This is a genomic window from Streptomyces sp. NPDC058632 (assembly GCF_042717095.1).
In the GTDB taxonomy this organism is placed as follows: domain Bacteria; phylum Actinomycetota; class Actinomycetes; order Streptomycetales; family Streptomycetaceae; genus Streptomyces.
Map to the genome: position 1 here is coordinate 25,850 of NZ_JBHXQZ010000056.1, position 17,517 is coordinate 43,366.

The following is a 17,517-nucleotide window of genomic DNA, read 5'->3' on the forward strand; positions in this document are numbered from 1 at the left end:
GGCGCTGTTAATGGAAGACTCATCGTCGGCGGACCGTGCCGCGACTCTCGCCCTGAGCGACGCGGAACTGCTCGCCGTCCGCGACGCGGGCACGCCGGACATCGAAGGGCGCAGCAAGCGCATCTGGCTGCTCCCCGGAGCCCTGTGCGTGGTGGAGATGATCCCCAGCCTGCGCAGTTACACCTACAGCCGTGACGAACTCGTCGAGGACACCGGCCCGCTGCGTCTCGACTTCTACGAGCGCGCCGCCGCGCGGCTGGCCAAGGACGGGATCCGGACCGGCTTCATCCGCAGGCTGGCCCCGACGGTCTACCTGTCCGAGTTCCACGAGGCACCGCCCTTCGAAGTGATCGTCAAGAACCGGGCGATCGGCTCCACGCTGGTGAAGTACCCCGGGCTCTTCGCGGCGAACTCCGAACTTCCCAAGCCCGTCGTGAAGTTCGACTACCGGGTCGATCCCGAGGACCAGCCGATCGGCGAGGACTACCTGCGCGCCCTGGGCCTCCCCGTCGAGGAGTTCCAGCGGATCGCCCTCGCAGTCAACGACACACTGGTCACCTGGCTTGCCCCCCTGGCCGTCTGGGACTTCTGCCTCATCCTCGGGCTCGACCCGCAGGGGGAGCCGGTCCTGATCTCCGAGGTGTCGCCCGACTGCATGCGGCTGCGCCACCCCGACGGCTCCTCCTTGGACAAGGACCTCTTCCGCCATGGCGCCTCCCCGGAGGAACTGGTCACCGCATGGCAGAGACTGCTCGATGAGATCGACTGACCCCACCGGTGCACCGGTCGTCCTGGTCAGCGGGGCGAACAGGGGAACAGGGCTGGCCATCGCCCGGGAACTGCACCACCGCGGCTACCAGGTAGCCGGGCTCAACCGCACTCTCCTCGGTGAGAACTGGCTGTACGAGTTCCCGTGCGACCTCGCCGACCCGGCCGCCGTGGACGCCGCAGTCAGCCAGGTGCTCACCCGCTTCGGACGGCTCGATGTCTGCGTCACCAACGCGGTGGACCGCACGTTCGCGCCCCTCGCCGAGATGGATCCGGCGGACTGGGACCGGGCCGTGGCGGTCAACCTCACCTCGGTCTTCCGCATCGTGCGGGCCTCGCTCGCGGCGATCCGCGCCGCACGGGGAAGCTACGTGATCATCGGGAGCCATGCCGGAACCCGCTTCTTCGAGGGCGGAGCCTCCTACAGCGCCACCAAGGGGGCCCTCAAGGCGCTGGTGGAGACGCTGCTCCTGGAGGAACGGGCCCACGGGGTGCGAGCCACTCTGGTCAGCCCCGGTGCGATTGCCAACGAGGACGGCGACGAAACGCCCTACAAGATGGCCACCGAGTCCGTCGCCCGCTGTGTCGGCGCCCTCGTGCAGGACCAGCCGTCCGACCTGGTCATCGGCGACATCGAGATTCGCCCCGCACTGCTGCCGGATCCCGAGATCTCCGGCATAGCCCGTCTCCAGCACGTGTGAGATCCGCGATGGCGAACCACGCGCCCGGGAAACTGGGTACAGGACGAAGGACACCACAGTGATTCAAGGTCCGGCCTCCCAAACAGCCCTCTACCTGGGACGACCCGCCACCCCTGGGAAGCCCTCGCAGATGGCCCGGGCCACCCCCGTCGGTACCCGCTCCCGCGCGAATCCCGGTATGGGTACGCGCCAGCCGCAACTTCCCGCCCTGCGCAAGGTCGTCGAGGCCTTCCCGGCCGACGGGACGTGCCTGGTCGTCACAGGCGAAGTGGGCCCCGGCACGGTGGCCTACCTCCGGGTGCTTGCCGACGTCCTCGACGTCAGCGCCGTGATCACTACCCCTGGCCACGGCCAGTCGACGGTTTCCACCGCGCACATGGGGGACGTTCTGGTGCTCACGCCCGACCACCCCCAGGACCTCGTGCGCACTGCCGCCGAATACACGGGCAGGCTGACGCGCCGGGCCGCGGCGCCCGTCGTGATCCAGGGGCCGGGCCACCTTCTCTCCGAGGAGGGTGCCGGACTGCTTGCCGAGCAGGGGGCACGCGGCGCGGTGTGGAGCGCGCAGTGCGGCATCAGCCGGCAGGCCAAGGAGCCGGTCCAGCTGCGCCTGCCGGTCTTCACCACCGCCGGCAGCGCGCTGGACTCCCTGGTCAACGCCCCTGCGGGGTATGCCATCGCGCAGACCCTGGAGACCAGGCTGCGCCGGGACCTGGCCCGCTCGCTGTCCGACTGCACGGCGGTGATCCTGGGGTTCGGGGAGCGGCACACGGCCGTGGCCGCCGCCCTGCGTGCGCTCGGCGCCGAAGTGAGCGTGCGCGATCCAGACCCCATTTCCAACTGCGCCGCCGTCCTGGCCGGCTACCGGGTCACGGACCGCGTCGAACTGCTCAGCAGTGCGGACGTGGTGATCGACCTGTGCGGGGACCTGCCGGCGGACCCGGCGGCCCTGCGCCTGCTCAAGCCCGAGACGGTGGTGCTCACTGAGGGCTTCCACCCGTCGGACCGGCACCCGGACGGTAGCTTCGGACTGCTCACCTGCGTGGAGCGGTACGAGGGCACGGTCGTCTGTCGGTTCGAAGACAAAACGCTGTACCTGATGACCGGACTCGCCCCGAGCCACGTCGACGAGCGGATCGTGGGCCGGCTGCACGACCTCCTCTGCTGCGAGCTGTACCTGTGCATCCGGGAACTGGCGCGCCGGCCGCACCCGTCGGGTGTCCGCCAGCTCTCCCCCGAACAGTGCGAGGAGATCGCCTGGATCTGGTGCGAGACGTACGGGCGGCCAGCATGACCAAGTCAGGCCATACCCGCGCGCCCAAGGTCGACTGGGACGCGGCGCGATGCCACCTGCTGGTCGACTACGGAGCCACCGCACACCCCCCACGCCACGAAGAGGTCGCCGTGCCCGCCATCGTGGTGCTGGACAGGCACGGCAGCGCCATCGACGTGGACATCATGGCGCTGCCCGACCGGGTGGCCGGCGCCCTGGCCACGTACGCCGTGTCGGTCAGGAAGCCGCCAAGGAACGGCATCGCCTTCGACGTTGACGCTGCGTGGCTGTGGCTCCATCTCGTGGAGGGCATCCCCGCACGACAATTCGGCGGGACGGCACACGTCCGTATCGCCTTCGACGGCACCGAAATCGCCGAGGTCGAACTCACCCTGCACTCCATCACCGCGTCTACTCCCGGAGACAGTCGTTGACCATGCTGACCGCCTACCGGGACTGCCTCAGTCCTCAGCACGCCAAGTACCTGCTCACCTCCAACCTCCTGGGCCGTCTTCCCAACGGCATGGCCCCCTTGGGCGTCGCGTTGTTCCTGCGCTCCCAGGGGCTGGGATTCGGCACGGTGGGAACCGTCACCGCGCTCTACGGCTTGTCCATGGCTGTGGGCGGCCCGCTGCTGGGACGGGGAGTGGACCGCTTCGGGCAGGTCGTCGTCCTGTCCGTCAGCGCGCTGGTCTCAGGTATGGGCTTCATGGCGCTGGTGCGGTTCGGTGACAGAAGTGTGAGCACGGCCGCGGCGGCCGTCGTCGTCGCCGGGCTTTTCTCACCCCCTCTGGAGCCCTGCCTGCGAACGCTGTGGCCCAGTGTCCTCAAGGACCAGCGGGCCATCGGCGCCGCCTACGCGCTCGACGCCTCGCTCCAGGAGGTCGTCTTCGTCACCGGGCCACTCCTGGTGGTCCTGCTGACCTCGATCGCCGACCCGTCCGTCGCGCTCGTCGTCACCAGCGTCGCGATGATGGCCGGCACTCTGGCCTACATCGTCCCCGAGCCCGTGCGGCGCTGGCGGGCCGAGCCTCGTACACCGGACTGGGCCGGCCCCTTGCGCTCCATCCGGCTGCGGCAACTGCTCGTGAGCATGGCCTTCGTCGGCGTGAGCCTCGGCGCGCTCAACATCACGACCGTCGCCTACCAGGAGCACGTCGGCAGCGAAGGCCTGTCCGGCATCCTGCTGGGAGTCAACGCGGCCGGCGCCCTCGTCGGTGGTCTCTACTACGGAGCCCGCAACTGGCGTGCCGACACCTCGCGGCAGTTGACCTTCCTGCTGCTCGGCATGTTCCTGTGCTATCTGCCACTGGTTCTGGTCCCGCATCCGATTATCGTCGGCGTGCTCGTCTTCTGCGCCGGCCTCTTCCTGGCGCCGGTGCTGACCTGCGGGTTCTCCATCATCGGCGAGGTCGCACCCCCGGGTACCGCCACCGAGGCGTTCGCCTGGATGGTGACCGCCGTCCTCACGGGCAACGCCTTGGGCACCTCGACCGCAGGCGCCGCCGAGCAGCACATCGGAATCTGGGCCTCCTTCCTCGTCCTCGGCGTGGCCGGAGCGGTCGCGTACGCCACGGCCGCGCTGTTCCGGAGTGGCGCGAGCCGCCCAGGTGACCGAGCGCCCCTCAGCAGGGGGGCGGCATCACTGTGAAACCCCTGATGATCGTGTCCGATCTCGACGGCACACTGCTCGACTCCGGGGGCGGGATCTCCGAGCGCACCCGGGCCGCGGTGCGGGCGGTGCAAAAGGCCGGCCACACCTTCGTGATGGCCAGCGCACGGCCCGTACGTGACGTGCGGCCCATCGCAGAGGCCCTCGGCCACGCGGCCATCGCGGTCTGCAGCAACGGGGCCATTTCCTACGACTACGCCCGCGAAGCCGTCGTCAACCACCATCCCATGCCACGAGGCGTCGCCGCCGAGGTGATCGCGGTGCTCCGGCATCGATTCCCCGGTGTACGGCTCGGCTGCGAGCGATGGCCGGACCTGCTCCTGGAACACGGATTCGACCTCGATCCCGCACTCAGCGGCCAGGCCCACCGGGTCCGGTCGCTGGAGGAGGAACTCGACGAGCGCGGCCTGGGCAAGCTCATCGTCCAGACCGGGGGATCGGCCCACGACTACTACCGGGCCGTGGCCGACGCCCTGCCCGGCCGGTGCACGGTGACGGTGTCCACCTCAGCGTTCTGCGAGATCACCCGCAGCGGCGTTACCAAGGCGATGGCCCTGAACCTGCTGGCCGGCCAGCTGGAGATGTCCGTCGAACAGGTGGTCGCCTTCGGCGACATGCCCAACGACCTGCCCATGCTCCGCTGGGCGGGCCGGTCCGTGGCTATGGCCAACGCACACCCGGACGTACTCGCCGCAGCAGACGAAACGACCCTCTCCAACGACGAGGACGGCGTGGCCCGCTGGCTGGAGGACCTGCTGGAGCGGCCGCGCCACACCTTGCCCGAGCGCATACACGCACCACAGCGAACAGCACGCCGAAATGAGGAACACCCGTGGACATAGCGATTGTCGGGACCGGACGAGGCAGCGTCCACGCGCGGTGGATCGCCCAATGCCCCGAGTTCTCCGTGACGGCGGTGGCCTGCGCCCAGGACACCGAAGCCGCCGCCGAAATGGTTCGGACGCACCATCTGCACGCCGAAGTGACCACCGACGCCCTGTCCCTGATACGACATGGCCGGATCGACGCCGTGGCCATCACCACTCCGACGCACAGCCGCCACGAACTCGTGTCCGAGGCACTGACCCGCGGGCTTCTCGTGATGTGCGAAGCCCCACTGGCCGCCAGCCGGCAGTCAGCACTGAAGCTGGCCGAACTGGCCCGCGCCCAGGACGCCCGTGCCATCGTGGCCTTCCAGCTGCGAGAGAACCCGGCACTGCGACACGCCCGGCAGGCCATAGCCGAAGGCGCCGTCGGCGAACTCCTGGCCATCGACCTCGGCCTCCACGACGATGCCCACACGCGTACCGCCGGCCCCGGCGGCCGACGGGAGCGGCGGGACGACGACGGCGCCCTCACCGAACTGGGCACGCACGCCTTCGACCTGGTGCCGTGGCTGACCGGTATGGGTCTCTGGGAGGTGTCGTCCGCCTGGACCCACTGCCTCCAGGACGGCCGGTCGGGCCACGACGCGGTGCCGAGGAATGTCGATGACATCGCCCAGGCCGAACTGCGCACCCTCGGATGTCCGACCAGGGCCCGAGTCATGGTGTCGCGGACGGGCACGCCCCAGTCGCAGCTCCTTGTCACCGCCCACGGAGACCGCGGCGTCATCCACGTCAGGGTGAACACCGCAGACGGTTCCGGGCTGTTCACCCTCTACACGGGGTCACGCGACGCGCAGCAACTCTTCGGACCGCACCCTATGAACCCGTATCGCCGCCTCGCCGACGATCTGGACAGCGGCGTCCGCCCGGTGTCCGGCTTCGACGACGGACTCGCCGCCCTGACGCTGGTGGACGCGGCACTGGGAGTCGGCGGAACGGAAAGGCGGGAAGGCCGTGTCCCTTAAAACGGCTGAGGTCGCCCACGTTCTCCTCGCGCTCATCGCCCTTCTTCTCGCAGCGCACTTGGGCGGATATCTGTTCGCGCGCATGCGTCAACCCCAGGTCATCGGGGAGATCCTGGGAGGACTCCTGCTCGGTCCGACCGTGCTGGGCGAGATCGCCCCGGACGCCCAGCGCTGGCTGCTCCCGTCCGACGGGGCCACCGGCCATGTGCTGGGTGCCTTCTACCAGATCGGTCTGCTGCTGCTCGTCTACCTGACGGGCACTGAGCTGAGGGCGAGCCGCCACAACAAGGGGCAACGCACCATCGGGTTTGTCACTGTCTCCGGACTCGTCCTGCCCTTCGGATTCGGTCTGGCCATCGCCTCTGTCGCGGACGCGGACGACCTCATCGGCCCGAACGGCTCGCCCACGACCCTCGCCCTCATCTTCGGCATGGCCGTGGCGGTCACCAGTGTGCCCGTCATCTCCCGCATCATGATGGACCTGGGCATCCTCCAGTCGCTGTTCGCGAGGATCGTGCTCGCCGTGGCCGTGATCGAGGACATCTTCCTCTACGTCATCCTGGCCATCATCCTGGGCGTGGCCCAGGCCGACGCCGGCGACGCCTTCGGACTGTGGGCGTGGCTCGCCGTGGATTCGCTGCTGCTGGCCGTCGTCTACTTCACCGTCGTACCGCTGGTCTTCCTCGGTCTGCTGCTGTGGCTGGGCCCGCGGTCCTTCAACGGACTGACCAGGTCCCGGGGCAACGTCCTGGAACAGCGCAGCCCGTTGGCGTTTCGGCTGGTCGTGGTGTTTCTGTTGTGCGCCGCCTGCACCGGACTGGGCATCGACCCGATCTTCGGCGCCCTGGTCGCCGGCATGTGCACCACAGGCGACACGGGGGCCCGGGCCATGGAGTCCCAGGAAACCCTGCGCCACGTCTCGATGGGCTTATTCGTCCCGATCTACTTTGCCATCGTCGGCGTCAAGCTCGATCTGGTCCAGCACTTCGATCCGCTGTTCTTCCTCTGGTTCTTCGTACTGGCCTGCCTCGTCAAGTCCTTCAGCGTATGGCTCGGAGCCCGGGCTGCAGGGGAGTCCCACCCAGCGGCGACCAACCTCGCCGTTGCGATGAACGCACGCGGTGGTCCCGGCATCGTGCTCGCGTCTGTCGCCTACGGCGCCCACATCATCAACGAGAACTTCTTCACCTCGCTGGTCCTGCTTTCGATCGTCTCCTCACAGATCGCCGGTTATTGGCTGGGCCGAGTCGTCGCGCACGACAAGCCGCTCATGCCTCCCGTCTCCGAGCAGCCGGCGGAGGAACAGGAACACGAGTCCCGCGAAGCACCACACACGACTGCTCGAAACACGAGCCCATAGCCAAGGAGAGGCACACCATGACCCAGCTGTCCGACATCGAGATCGGTGTGATCGGCGGATCAGGCTTCTACTCATTCCTCGACGACATCACCGAGGTGTCCGTCGACACCCCGTACGGAAAGCCCAGCGACTCCCTCATGATCGGAGAAGTCGCCGGACGGAAGGTGGCGTTCCTGCCGCGCCACGGCCGAGAGCACTCGATGCCGCCGCACCGGATCAACTACCGCGCCAACCTGTGGGCCCTGCGGGCGGTCGGCGCCCGCCAGATCATCGCCCCGTGCGCGGTCGGCAGCCTCCGCCGGGAGCTGGGCCCCGGCACGCTCGTCGTACCCGACCAGTTCGTGGACCGGACCTACGGCCGTGACCAGACCTTCTTCGACGGGTACCAGCGCTCGGACGGCCAGACCCCGCAGGTCGTGCACACCCCCACGGCCGACCCATACTGCCCGACGGGCCGCGCGGTCGTACTGGGCGCCGCCCGTGAGGGAGGCTGGGAGGAGGCTCAGGACGGAGGAACCCTGGTCGTCATCCAGGGCCCCCGGTTCTCGACCCGCGCCGAGTCCCGCTGGTACTCCGCCCAGGGATGGTCGGTCGTCGGCATGACCGGCTTCCCAGAGGCACCGCTCGCGAGGGAACTCGGCCTCTGTTACACCTCCGTCGCGCTCGTCACCGACCACGACGCAGGTGTCGAGGTCGGCGAGGGGGTCACCCACGAGGACGTCCTCAAGGTCTTCGGCCAGAACATCGACCGCCTGCGCCCCGTCCTGACCAACGCCCTCAAGGCACTGCCCGTCGAGCGGGACTGCCTGTGCAGCCGTGTCCTCGACGGCGTCGACACCGGTATCGAACTGCCTTGACGTCCGACACCCACGCCTGACCACCGATCCCCCGGCCGCAGCCGGCCGCTCGACCGACCGAAGGACGCACATTCACATGATCAGCCCCAAGATGCCCGAGAACGAGACCGTCTACAGCCGCAGCGGCGACTCCGTGGTCTTCAACCAGCTCGCCCTGAAGATAGAGATGGACGAGGTCAGCAACGAGGACTACTACCGGTGGCTCGACGACATGATCGCCACCATCGGCGACCGCGTCCCCGGCGCGCAGATCGTGGAGAAGGAGAATGCCCGCCAGGGGCCTCCCCTGAACACCGCGATCTACTACGACACGGAGGACTACCGGATCCTGCACACCGGCGCGCTGCTGCGTACTTCCTGCAACAAGATCACGCATGCCTTCTGCGCCTTCAAAGCAGCCCAGGACGAGAACCACGTACGGCGTGACCACCGCTACGTCTTCGACGGCGAGGAGAAGGCCACCATCCAGGCCGCCCCGGACTCCCCGGAAGCGGTTGCGGTCGTCCAGCGGCTGCTCGCGCGCACGGACATCCAGCACCCGGGTCTGCACCTCGAGGAGACGTACGGGATTCCGCGTACCGAACTCATCCCGACCGTCAAGCTCGATGACCTCCGCTACACCTTCTTCGTCTGGCTGGACAAGCGGGACGCGCTGCGGTGCAGCATCGACCGGGCCACCGTGTCCAACCTGCGGCTGCCCGAAGCGGAGCGGGTGGAACGGCCCGTCTCGGAGGTCGAACTGGCCATCTACCCGCGCATCGAGCCGGAGATCGCCCAGGACCCCCGTGTGGTCGAGCTGTTCAAGGTGCTCTCCGAGGACCTGTGCGCACGCTTCGACACCAAGGTCACCTCCGACATCAAGTACCAGCGCTCAGCGACGGCCCTGGGCATGGGCGGCCGCTGAACCTGCGGGGATCGCAGAGGTAACGCGGGGATCGCAGAGGTAAAGCGGGGATCGCAGAGGTAACGCGGGGAGGGCATTTTGTGAAGATCTACCTTGTGCGCCACGGCCAGTCGCAGTGGCAAGTCAGTCCCAACAGGGACTGGGACACCAGCCTCAGCCCGTTGGGGCACAATCAGGCCAATCATCTGGGGCAGTGGCTTGCCGACGGGGCCCGCATCGACGGCAACACCTCGCTGTCCGTAGGCAGCGTGGTGACCAGCCCGCTGAAGCGGGCCCGCGAGACGGCCGAGTACCTCTGTGATCCCCTCGGGCTGACCGCACACGTGCAGCACACGCTTACCGAGGCCACCTTTCACGTCGTTTCCGAACTCCCCAAAGCGGCTTCACCGTTCGCGAAATGGCGCGGGCAACTGCTCTCCGACCGTTACCTCGACTTCCGTGCCCAGGCGCGGACCGCTCTCGAGGAACTCGCCCGGCGAGCCGAGGAGACCGGGCAGCCGGTGCTCGCGGTGACACACGGCGGGCTGATCAAAACAGTCATCCGCACTGTCGCGGAATCCGATAAGTTCTGCCTCAAGCTCTACAACTGCGGTATCAACGCGATCGAGTGGACCGATGGACGATGGCGGGTGGTGCACATCAATCTCTGGGACCATCTGCCGCCGGCGCTGCGCACCACATGACGACCACACCCACCCCCCAACACCCGGAAAGAGAGCTATGCCCGCACCCAGGCCTACGGTCGAGGACCTGATCACTCTCTACGGTCTCGACCCCATGCCGCTGGAGGGGGGCCTGTTCAGGCGCACCTGGGCCGGTCCGGCCCGCTCCGACGGGCGCCCCGTCGGCTCGGCGATCATCGTCCTGCTGTCTCCCGAGGGCGACCAGTTCTCGGCCATGCACCGGCTCCCCACCGACGAGGTCTGGCACTTCTACCTGGGTGACCCGATCGAACTGCTGCTGCTGGAGCCGGACGGCCGCAGCCGCGTCGCCGTGCTGGGCCAAGACGTGCTGGGCGGCCAGCACGTCCAGTTCACGGTCCACGCCGGCACGTGGATGGGCGGCCGGGTCGTCCCCGGCGGCCAGTGGGCGCTCTTCGGTTGCACCATGGCGCCGGGTTTCAGCTCCGAGGACTACGAGGGAGGGTGTGCGCGAGAGCTGAGCGCCCAGTACCCCGAGGCCGCCGATCTGATCAAGACGCTCTGTCGATCCGGAGTTCCGTTGCGTCATCCGGCCGGGTCGGAGGGTGCGATGCACCCGTCCGCCCACGCGGCCGCCACCTCGTGTATGGAGACCTGACATGGACCGATCCGGCCTGCCCGACCTGACCGGACACACCATCTTGGTCACCGGCGCCAGCGGTGGCATCGGCAGTGCCGTGGCCCGGCGTTTCGCACACGCCGGCGCGACCGTGGTCGCCCACGGCCACGGCGGCAAGGCCCGAGTCGACCAGCTCGCCACCGAGCTGACGGCCGCGGGACACCGGGCACTGGCCCTGACAGCCGATCTCACCGACGAGTCCGCCTGCCGACGTCTTGTGGCGGACAGCGCCGAGTGGTCGGGGAAACTCACCGGGCTCGTCAACTGCGCCGGCGTCCAGCCGGTGCGGCAGCTCGCCGAGATGACCGCCACCGAGTGGCGTCAGGTGCTCGACACCAATCTGGCGAGCGCTTTCGCCTGCACCCAGGCGGTGGTCCCGATCCTGGCCGCTGCCGGGGGCGGCGCCATCACCCACATCGCCTCGATCGAGGGCCGCCACCCGGCGGTCGGCCATGCGCACTACTGCTCCTCCAAGGCAGCCCTCATCATGCACGCGCGTACTGCGGCGCTCGAGTACGGGCGTCAGGGGATTCGCGTGAACACCGTCTCTCCCGGACTGATCGATCGGCCGGGGCTCCACGAAGAGTGGCCCGAGGGGGTCGGCCGCTGGCAGAAGGCCGCACCACTGGGCCGGCTGGGCCATGCCGAGGACGTGGGAAACGCCTGTGTCTTCCTCGCTTCCCCGATGGCGTCGTGGATCAGCGGTCATGATCTTGTTGTGGACGGTGGAGTCTCATCCGCACCCACGTGGTAGCTCCCCTTCACCCCGGGCCACGACAGGCCCGTCCGCAGACAAAGTCGAAAAGGAGGCATATCCATGAATGATTCTGTGGGCGATGTCGAGTCCTTTTCTGCACATGGGCAGGGGATCGAGTCGGTGCCCGAGGCGTTGGCCGGCATGGCGGGGCTGTCGAAGCTCGACCTCTCCTTCAACCACCTCGACGACCTGCCCGCGGAATTGGGAGAGCAGCTCCAACGGCTCACAGAGTTACGGCTGGACGGCAACGCGTTCCGGCATGTTCCGGGCGTTGTCTTCGAGTTCGCCGAGCTGAGTGTGCTGAGCCTCTACAAGAACAGCCTCTCGTCCGTGCCGTCCAGCCTCGGACGGCTCCGTGAGCTCCGCGTTCTCAATCTCGCCGACAACCGTCTGACGTCGGTCCCGTCCGACATCAGCGAGCTCAGCCACCTGCACACCCTCGACCTGGGGCACAACGAGCTGACGGAACTCCCCGAGTCGATCGGAGAGTTGGCAAGTCTCTCCAAATATCTTTATCTGAGCAACAACAAGCTCACGTCGGTGCCCGACTCGTTGTGCCGGCTGAGCGGCCTGCGCTATCTGAACATCACCGACAACCAGCTGATCGCGATTCCACAACGGTTCGGGAACCTCGTCTCCTTGCGTGAGCTGCGCCTCTACAACAACCGCCTGGCTGCACTGCCCCGGTCGGTCGGCGGACTTCGCGATCTGCGCGAAGCCCATTTCATGGGCAACGAACTGACAGGGCTCCCGGAGGAGATCGGCGCTCTCGGCGATCTGCGCGAGCTCCGGCTGATGAACAACCACGTGGCCGCGCTGCCCGAGTCGATCGGCCAGTTGTCCCGGCTGCGAGTCCTCGACCTGCGGAACAACGAGCTGCGCAGACTGCCCGACTCGATCGGAGAACTCGCCCGGCTGACCCACCTCGACCTTCGGAACAACGGTCTCGATGAGCTTCCGCCCTCCCTGGCCCGACTTCCCCACCTGGAGAAGCTCGACCTGCGGTGGAACAGTATCGATCCGCTGCCCGACTGGATCCCGAGTCTCGAACAGAGGGGTTGCGTTGTCTTGACCTGACAGGCGCGCGCCTCATTTGCGTTGATCACCCAGAAAGGAAGGCTCAGTCCTTGAACACCCTCGGCATGGCGGCTGATGAGAACCTCTCCCTGCGGGAGCGGCTCCTCAGCCGCATACGCGATGTGCCCGACTACCCCGAGCAGGGCGTGATGTTCAAGGACATCACCCCGCTGCTGGCCGATCCCATGGCCTTCTCGGACCTCGTCGACACGCTCTCGGACTTCGTGACACGGCACAAGGCCACCAAGGTCGTCGGTCTGGAGGCCCGCGGCTTCATCCTGGCCGCGCCGGTCGCCGTGAAGGCCGGAGTCGGTTTCATCCCCGTCCGCAAGTCCGGAAAGTTGCCGGGCCCGACGTTGGCGCGGTCGTACGATCTCGAATACGGCAGTGCCGAGATCGAGGTGCAGCGCGACGCCTTTGCCACCGCTGATCGCGTCCTGGTCATCGACGACGTCCTGGCGACGGGCGGCACAATGGAGGCGTCGATCCGGCTGATCCGCGACGTCGGTGCCGACGTCGTCGCGGTCGGCGTGCTGATGGAACTGGGCTTCCTGGGCGGCCGTGAACGTCTCGACGCCCTGCTCGGCGGAGCGCCGCTCGAGGCGGTGATCACGGTCTGACGGCAGACCGGCGTCGTAAGATCAAGATCGGGACTTGCGCAGGACATCGATCGGGACGACGGCGGCGACTTCGGCAAGGTGCGCGTGGACGTCACGGACGGACTCCATGGGCATCTGTGTCATGCGCTCGAAGGTGCCGGGTGTTCCACGTGGACACAATGGCGGTGGGGTGTTCCCTTCCCGGGCCGATGGTGCGGCGCAGTGGTGAGGTCACGTGTCCCATGCCCGGCGGGCGGGAGCTTCGGCTTCCCGGGTGGCGGCCCAGGAGGCGAGCAGGCGCAGACCCTCTTCGGAGGGCGAGCCGGGGCCGGCGGTGATCGCGTCGAGCCGGAGGGCGCGTGCGACGGCCTCGAGGACGGCGGGGGAGACGCCGGTGAGGTTGCCGCGTTCGAGTCTGGCGTAGTACTCCACGCTCATGTCGGCCGGCGCCGCGACCTCGCTGCGGCGCAGGCCGGGGACGCGGCGCCGGGTCCCGGAGGGCAGTCCGGCCTGCTCGGGGGTGATCTTGGCTCGCCGCGAGGTGAGGAACTCGCGGACCTCTTGCTGGTTGTCCACCCTTCGGCCGTGCGTGCGGCGGGCCGCGGGAGGGATGTACTGCCGGTACACCCATCGATGGTGACTGGCTGCCCGGAGCGAACAGCGGTTACCTGGAAGACGTGGCGCTCTTTCCGGCCGTCCGGCCGCGGGGAAGGGGCCGCCCCGGCTCCGGGCGCTCGGACTGTGGCACGGCTCCGTCCCCGGCCGGGTTGCACGCGGACCGTCCGAAGCGGCCCGACCTCCAGTACGTAAGGAACCCCTCATGCGCGGCGCAGTGATCCATGCCCCCGGCGATGTCCGCTTCGAGACGCTGGACGACCCGAAGATCCTCCACCCGACCGACGCGATCATCCGTACTGCCGTCTCCTGCGTGTGCGGCTCCGACCTGTGGCCCTGGCGCGGTCTGGAGCCGATCGGCGATCCGCACCCGATGGGGCACGAGTACGTGGGCTTCGTCGAGGAGGTCGGCAGCGAGGTCACCTCGGTCAGGCCGGGGCAGTTCGTGGTCGGCTCGTTCGCGACCTCGGACAACACCTGTGCGAACTGCCGCAACGGTTTTCAGTCGAACTGCCTGCACCGGGAGTTCATGAGCACCTGCCAGGCCGACTACGTACGCATCCCCAACGCCCAGGGCACCCTGGTCGCCACTGAGCAGGTACCGGCTGAGGAACTGTGGCCCGGCCTGCTGGCCGTCTCCGACGTCATGGGCACCGGCTGGTGGGCCGCCGACGCCGCCGAGGTGAAGCCCGGCTCGACCGCGGTCGTGGTCGGGGACGGCGCGGTCGGCCTGTCCGCCGTGATCGCGGCGAAGGAGATGGGCGCGGAGCGGATCATCGCGATGAGCCGTCACGAGTCCCGCCAGAAGCTTGCCCGTGAGTTCGGCGCCACCGACCTCGTCACCGAGCGCGGCGAGGAGGGCATCGCACGGGTCAAGGACCTCACCGGCGGTATCGGCGCCGACAGCGTGCTGGAGTGCGTGGGCACCGCGCAGTCCATGCAGCAGGCCCTGCATTCCGCGCGGCCCGGCGGCAATGTCGGTTTCGTCGGGGTTCCGCACGAGGTTTCCCTCGCCGGTGAGGAGCTGTTCCTCTCCCACGTCGGCCTGCGCGGTGGTCCGGCCCCGGTGCGCCGCTACCTGCCCGATCTCATCGACCGCGTCGTGACCGGCCGGATCGACCCGGGCAAGGTCTTCGACCTCACCCTGCCCCTGGACCAGGTCGCCGAGGGCTACAAGGCGATGGACGAGCGCCGCGCCATCAAGGCCCTGCTCAAGCCCTGACTCCGCACGTTCCCGTTTCCCGGGGCCGCACGCCCGCCGTCCGGTCCCGGCCCCTCATGGGAAGGATTCACCGTGACCACGTTCGCCCTCATCGGAGCCGGGCCCGGCCTGGGGTCGGCCACGGCTCGTCGTTTCGGCGCCGCTGCCGGGACGGCCCCGCACAGCGGGTGAACCTCACCATGCGCCACCCCCGCCTGCGCGCACGCCCGGGAACCCCGGCCGCGAGCGCCTGTGCCGCCGCACCCGACCACACCTTCGAGTTCGGGTTCCAGGCCCTTCTGGACGGTCTGGCGCAGCGCACCACCGCATGAACCCGCACACCCGTCCCGGACGAGTGCCGGCGGGCGGGCTTCGTAAGGATCCGCCGGCAGGCCGGCGTCAAGGCCCGCGGGACGGATTGCCGCACGGCCTCCGTGCCCCCGTGCCCCCGTGCCAAGGGCGTGGTGCCTACCGCCTCGACCTGCGGACACCCCTTCGAGAAGGCGCCGGTCGGCCGGGCTCGCCGGCGCGGCGGCCGGTGGGCGAGCTGATCGCGAAGCTGTACCGGGCGCGGCCGACCCGGCCCGAGGTGGGCAAGTGTCCGAAGCGGTGAGGGCTGTCCTTCCGGCGGCCGGACAGGCGGGCTGTCGAGCAGGGGTCGTGCCCTCGGCGCCGTCCGCCGGCCGGTTCGGGCCTCCAGTAGTGGACAGGCAGGTATTACGCCTGACGTCGAGGGGTACTCCTGTGCGGACAAAACGCCCACGACGCATCGGGAAGCGAGAAACACATGAAGGTGGGTTACAAGCTGGCCGCCGAGGCGTTCGGCCCGGCGGAGCTGGTACGGCAGGCGGTTCTCGCGGAGAAGGCGGGCTTCGACTTCGTCGAGATCAGCGACCACTACCACCCCTGGCTGGACAACCAGGGGCATTCCCCGTTCGCCTGGAGCGTCCTCGGAAGCATCGCGGCCAAGACCTCACGGATCGAGCTGGCGACGGGCGTGACGTGCCCCACCGTGCGTTACCACCCCGCGATCATCGCTCAGGCCGCGGCGACCCTCGCCCTCCTCTCGGAGGGACGTTTCGTCCTCGGCGTCGGCTCGGGCGAGCGGCTCAACGAGCACGTCGTCGGCCACGGCTTCCCCGACGCGGTCCGCACCCGGCACGACATGCTCAGGGAGGCTCTGGAGATCATCCGGCTGCTGTGGAGCGGGGGCTACCGGTCCTACGAGGGAAAGCACCTGCGGCTGGAGGACGCCCGGGTCTTCGACCTCCCCGAGGAACTCCCCCTGATCGCGGTGGCCGCCAGCGGCCAGGTGTCGACGCGCATCGCCGCCGAACTGGGCGACGGCCTGTTCGCCACCGAGGACAAGCCGGAGATCGTCCAGCACTACCGTGACGCCGGCGGCACCGGCCCGCGCTACGCGGAGGTTCCCATGGCCTGGGCACCCGACGCGCACACCGCGGCGAAAGCCGCCCTGGAGACCTCGCGATGGGCCGTGACCGGGTGGAAGGTCATGAGCGAGCTGCCCAATCCGGTCAACTTCGACGCGGCGACCGCCACCGTGCGCGAGGAGGACATCCTGGAGAAGTTCGCCTGCGGCGCGGACCCCGCCCGGTACCTCGAGGCGGCGCAGCGGTTCGTCGACGCGGGCTTCGACAGGCTGGTCATGCAGAACGCCGGCCCCGATCCCGACGGCTTCATCGACTTCTACCAGAGCGAACTCGACGGGCCCATGCGGCAGCTGAAGCCGAAGGGCACGCAAGCCTGAACCGTGTCGTGAACCAGACAGCACGTGGCGGACCCGCTTCCGCAGTGTCTTTGGACGGATGGCCCGGGCCCTGAGCGATGTCCGTGGGAGGGGGGCGGTCCTTCGAGGAATGCGGAACGGTCCTCCGAGGAACGCGCCGGATCCACCGGATTCTGTTCGAGCCCTTTTCCGGCTGAACCCTTATCGCTCCGCGAACGGGTAAAGTGGGAGTAAACCTTGAGGTCATTGCCTGCGGCAGGTGTCGCGTATGCCTTCGCCGCGTTCGGCAGAGTCCAGGGGGTATCGGGGCCGCCCTCTTTTGGGGTCCAATGGTGAGGTCCGGCCCTCCGCACCCGCGCCGTTCGGAAGAGGTGCGCAATGGATCCATGGCTGATGTGGTTGATCGTCGCAGCCGTGCTGGCAGTGGTGGAGATCTTCACCCTCACCGCCGCGCTCGGAATGCTGAGTGCCGCCGCGTTGGTCACGGCGGGGTCCGCCGCGATCGGGCTGCCGGTCCCTTTCCAGTTCCTGGTGTTCGCCGTCGTCGCCATCGCCACCGTGCTCTTCGTGCGACCCGTCGCGCTGCGCCGCGTGCGGCGGCCACAAGTGGCGCGATTCGGTGTGGACGCACTGGTCGGCAAGGCCGCCTCGGCTGTCACGGAGGTGACGGGCCTGGACGGCAGGGTGCGCATCGACGGTGAGGAGTGGACGGCCCGCGCATACGACGAGACTCTGGTGATTCCTCCCGGGGCGACCGTCGACGTCATTGAGATCAGTGGTGCCACCGCGTACGTCTACCCCCGGGACTGAAATC

Annotated in this window: 19 protein-coding genes and 1 pseudogene; 19 read left to right on the forward strand and 1 reads right to left on the reverse strand. The window is 68.6% G+C overall.

The window, feature by feature from the left end; all coding sequences use genetic code 11:
- The first annotated feature begins 10 nt into the window (after positions 1 to 10).
- From ACFWVE_RS21470 to ACFWVE_RS21540, 15 genes are all read left to right on the forward strand, one after another.
- Positions 11 to 769, forward strand: coding sequence for a phosphoribosylaminoimidazolesuccinocarboxamide synthase (locus tag ACFWVE_RS21470; RefSeq protein WP_384016250.1), 759 nt, complete (start codon positions 11 to 13; stop codon positions 767 to 769).
- Positions 756 to 1,469 (forward strand): SDR family oxidoreductase, encoded by a 714-nt coding sequence (locus ACFWVE_RS21475; protein WP_384016252.1) that lies wholly within the window; start codon positions 756 to 758, stop codon positions 1,467 to 1,469. Before ACFWVE_RS21470 ends, ACFWVE_RS21475 begins: the two co-directional genes overlap by 14 nt.
- A gap of 178 nt (positions 1,470 to 1,647) precedes the next feature.
- Positions 1,648 to 2,763, forward strand: coding sequence for a hypothetical protein (locus tag ACFWVE_RS21480; RefSeq protein ID WP_384016254.1), 1,116 nt, complete (start codon positions 1,648 to 1,650; stop codon positions 2,761 to 2,763).
- The gene (locus ACFWVE_RS21485) at positions 2,760 to 3,176 is read left to right on the forward strand and encodes a hypothetical protein (RefSeq protein WP_384016256.1); all 417 of its coding nucleotides are present in this window, start codon (positions 2,760 to 2,762) and stop codon (positions 3,174 to 3,176) included. The genes ACFWVE_RS21480 and ACFWVE_RS21485 overlap by 4 nt, the downstream gene beginning before the upstream one ends.
- Before the next feature lie 2 nt (positions 3,177 to 3,178).
- Positions 3,179 to 4,393, forward strand: a complete 1,215-nt coding sequence (locus ACFWVE_RS21490) for an MFS transporter (RefSeq protein WP_384016300.1) — start codon at positions 3,179 to 3,181, stop codon at positions 4,391 to 4,393.
- A gap of 8 nt (positions 4,394 to 4,401) precedes the next feature.
- A complete protein-coding gene (locus ACFWVE_RS21495) occupies positions 4,402 to 5,256 on the forward strand; it encodes an HAD family hydrolase (protein WP_384016258.1) in 855 nt (284 codons plus the stop codon).
- The gene (locus ACFWVE_RS21500; protein ID WP_384016260.1) at positions 5,247 to 6,266 is read left to right on the forward strand and encodes a Gfo/Idh/MocA family protein; all 1,020 of its coding nucleotides are present in this window, start codon (positions 5,247 to 5,249) and stop codon (positions 6,264 to 6,266) included. Before ACFWVE_RS21495 ends, ACFWVE_RS21500 begins: the two co-directional genes overlap by 10 nt.
- 82 nt (positions 6,267 to 6,348) lie before the next feature.
- Entirely contained in the window at positions 6,349 to 7,626 is a 1,278-nt protein-coding gene (locus ACFWVE_RS21505) for a cation:proton antiporter (protein WP_384016262.1), read from the forward strand.
- A gap of 17 nt (positions 7,627 to 7,643) precedes the next feature.
- The gene (locus ACFWVE_RS21510) at positions 7,644 to 8,483 is read left to right on the forward strand and encodes an S-methyl-5'-thioadenosine phosphorylase (protein ID WP_384016264.1); all 840 of its coding nucleotides are present in this window, start codon (positions 7,644 to 7,646) and stop codon (positions 8,481 to 8,483) included.
- Positions 8,484 to 8,559: 76 nt separating this feature from the next.
- Positions 8,560 to 9,387 (forward strand): hypothetical protein, encoded by an 828-nt coding sequence (locus ACFWVE_RS21515; protein ID WP_384016266.1) that lies wholly within the window; start codon positions 8,560 to 8,562, stop codon positions 9,385 to 9,387.
- Between the two features lie 80 nt (positions 9,388 to 9,467).
- Positions 9,468 to 10,070, forward strand: coding sequence for a histidine phosphatase family protein (locus ACFWVE_RS21520; RefSeq protein ID WP_384016268.1), 603 nt, complete (start codon positions 9,468 to 9,470; stop codon positions 10,068 to 10,070).
- A gap of 37 nt (positions 10,071 to 10,107) precedes the next feature.
- Positions 10,108 to 10,686 carry a cupin domain-containing protein gene (locus tag ACFWVE_RS21525; RefSeq protein WP_384016270.1) on the forward strand — a complete coding sequence of 193 codons (579 nt, stop codon included), beginning with the start codon at positions 10,108 to 10,110 and terminating at the stop codon, positions 10,684 to 10,686.
- Between the two features lies 1 nt (position 10,687).
- Complete coding sequence (locus ACFWVE_RS21530) at positions 10,688 to 11,461, forward strand: SDR family NAD(P)-dependent oxidoreductase (protein WP_384016272.1); 774 nt, start codon at positions 10,688 to 10,690, stop codon at positions 11,459 to 11,461.
- A 63-nt stretch (positions 11,462 to 11,524) separates the two neighbouring features.
- On the forward strand, positions 11,525 to 12,541 hold the full coding sequence (locus ACFWVE_RS21535; RefSeq protein ID WP_384016274.1) for a leucine-rich repeat domain-containing protein: 1,017 nt from the start codon (positions 11,525 to 11,527) through the stop codon (positions 12,539 to 12,541).
- Between the two features lie 65 nt (positions 12,542 to 12,606).
- On the forward strand, positions 12,607 to 13,161 hold the full coding sequence (locus tag ACFWVE_RS21540; protein WP_384016302.1) for an adenine phosphoribosyltransferase: 555 nt from the start codon (positions 12,607 to 12,609) through the stop codon (positions 13,159 to 13,161).
- Positions 13,162 to 13,482: 321 nt separating this feature from the next.
- Here the strand turns inward: ACFWVE_RS21540 and ACFWVE_RS21545 are convergent.
- Positions 13,483 to 13,716, reverse strand: a pseudogene (locus ACFWVE_RS21545) (helix-turn-helix domain-containing protein); the annotation flags it as partial.
- Positions 13,717 to 13,960: 244 nt separating this feature from the next.
- Between ACFWVE_RS21545 and ACFWVE_RS21550 the strand changes: the two are divergent.
- The 4 genes from ACFWVE_RS21550 to ACFWVE_RS21565 all read left to right on the forward strand — a co-directional run bounded on the left by ACFWVE_RS21550 (position 13,961) and on the right by ACFWVE_RS21565 (position 17,513).
- Positions 13,961 to 14,977: a zinc-dependent alcohol dehydrogenase family protein gene (locus ACFWVE_RS21550; RefSeq protein WP_384016276.1), complete on the forward strand. Its 1,017-nt coding sequence runs from the start codon at positions 13,961 to 13,963 to the stop codon at positions 14,975 to 14,977.
- 179 nt (positions 14,978 to 15,156) lie between these two features.
- The gene (locus tag ACFWVE_RS21555; protein ID WP_384016278.1) at positions 15,157 to 15,288 is read left to right on the forward strand and encodes a hypothetical protein; all 132 of its coding nucleotides are present in this window, start codon (positions 15,157 to 15,159) and stop codon (positions 15,286 to 15,288) included.
- 455 nt (positions 15,289 to 15,743) lie between these two features.
- Positions 15,744 to 16,724, forward strand: a complete 981-nt coding sequence (locus ACFWVE_RS21560; RefSeq protein ID WP_384016280.1) for a TIGR03557 family F420-dependent LLM class oxidoreductase — start codon at positions 15,744 to 15,746, stop codon at positions 16,722 to 16,724.
- A 357-nt stretch (positions 16,725 to 17,081) separates the two neighbouring features.
- Positions 17,082 to 17,513, forward strand: a complete 432-nt coding sequence (locus ACFWVE_RS21565; protein ID WP_384016282.1) for an NfeD family protein — start codon at positions 17,082 to 17,084, stop codon at positions 17,511 to 17,513.
- The last annotated feature ends 4 nt before the right edge of the window (positions 17,514 to 17,517 follow it).

Coding starts and splice junctions, on each gene's coding strand:
- ACFWVE_RS21530 (WP_384016272.1), top strand. CDS start 10,688: ATGGACCGATCCGGCCTGCCCGACCTGACCGGACACACCATCTTGGTC.
- ACFWVE_RS21475 (WP_384016252.1), top strand. CDS start 756: ATGAGATCGACTGACCCCACCGGTGCACCGGTCGTCCTGGTCAGCGGG.
- ACFWVE_RS21560 (WP_384016280.1), top strand. CDS start 15,744: ATGAAGGTGGGTTACAAGCTGGCCGCCGAGGCGTTCGGCCCGGCGGAG.
- ACFWVE_RS21515 (WP_384016266.1), top strand. CDS start 8,560: ATGATCAGCCCCAAGATGCCCGAGAACGAGACCGTCTACAGCCGCAGC.
- ACFWVE_RS21505 (WP_384016262.1), top strand. CDS start 6,349: ATGCGTCAACCCCAGGTCATCGGGGAGATCCTGGGAGGACTCCTGCTC.
- ACFWVE_RS21525 (WP_384016270.1), top strand. CDS start 10,108: ATGCCCGCACCCAGGCCTACGGTCGAGGACCTGATCACTCTCTACGGT.
- ACFWVE_RS21535 (WP_384016274.1), top strand. CDS start 11,525: ATGAATGATTCTGTGGGCGATGTCGAGTCCTTTTCTGCACATGGGCAG.
- ACFWVE_RS21555 (WP_384016278.1), top strand. CDS start 15,157: ATGCGCCACCCCCGCCTGCGCGCACGCCCGGGAACCCCGGCCGCGAGC.
- ACFWVE_RS21510 (WP_384016264.1), top strand. CDS start 7,644: ATGACCCAGCTGTCCGACATCGAGATCGGTGTGATCGGCGGATCAGGC.
- ACFWVE_RS21480 (WP_384016254.1), top strand. CDS start 1,648: ATGGGTACGCGCCAGCCGCAACTTCCCGCCCTGCGCAAGGTCGTCGAG.
- ACFWVE_RS21470 (WP_384016250.1), top strand. CDS start 11: ATGGAAGACTCATCGTCGGCGGACCGTGCCGCGACTCTCGCCCTGAGC.
- ACFWVE_RS21495 (WP_384016258.1), top strand. CDS start 4,402: ATGATCGTGTCCGATCTCGACGGCACACTGCTCGACTCCGGGGGCGGG.
- ACFWVE_RS21540 (WP_384016302.1), top strand. CDS start 12,607: ATGGCGGCTGATGAGAACCTCTCCCTGCGGGAGCGGCTCCTCAGCCGC.
- ACFWVE_RS21565 (WP_384016282.1), top strand. CDS start 17,082: ATGGATCCATGGCTGATGTGGTTGATCGTCGCAGCCGTGCTGGCAGTG.
- ACFWVE_RS21490 (WP_384016300.1), top strand. CDS start 3,179: ATGCTGACCGCCTACCGGGACTGCCTCAGTCCTCAGCACGCCAAGTAC.
- ACFWVE_RS21550 (WP_384016276.1), top strand. CDS start 13,961: ATGCGCGGCGCAGTGATCCATGCCCCCGGCGATGTCCGCTTCGAGACG.
- ACFWVE_RS21485 (WP_384016256.1), top strand. CDS start 2,760: ATGACCAAGTCAGGCCATACCCGCGCGCCCAAGGTCGACTGGGACGCG.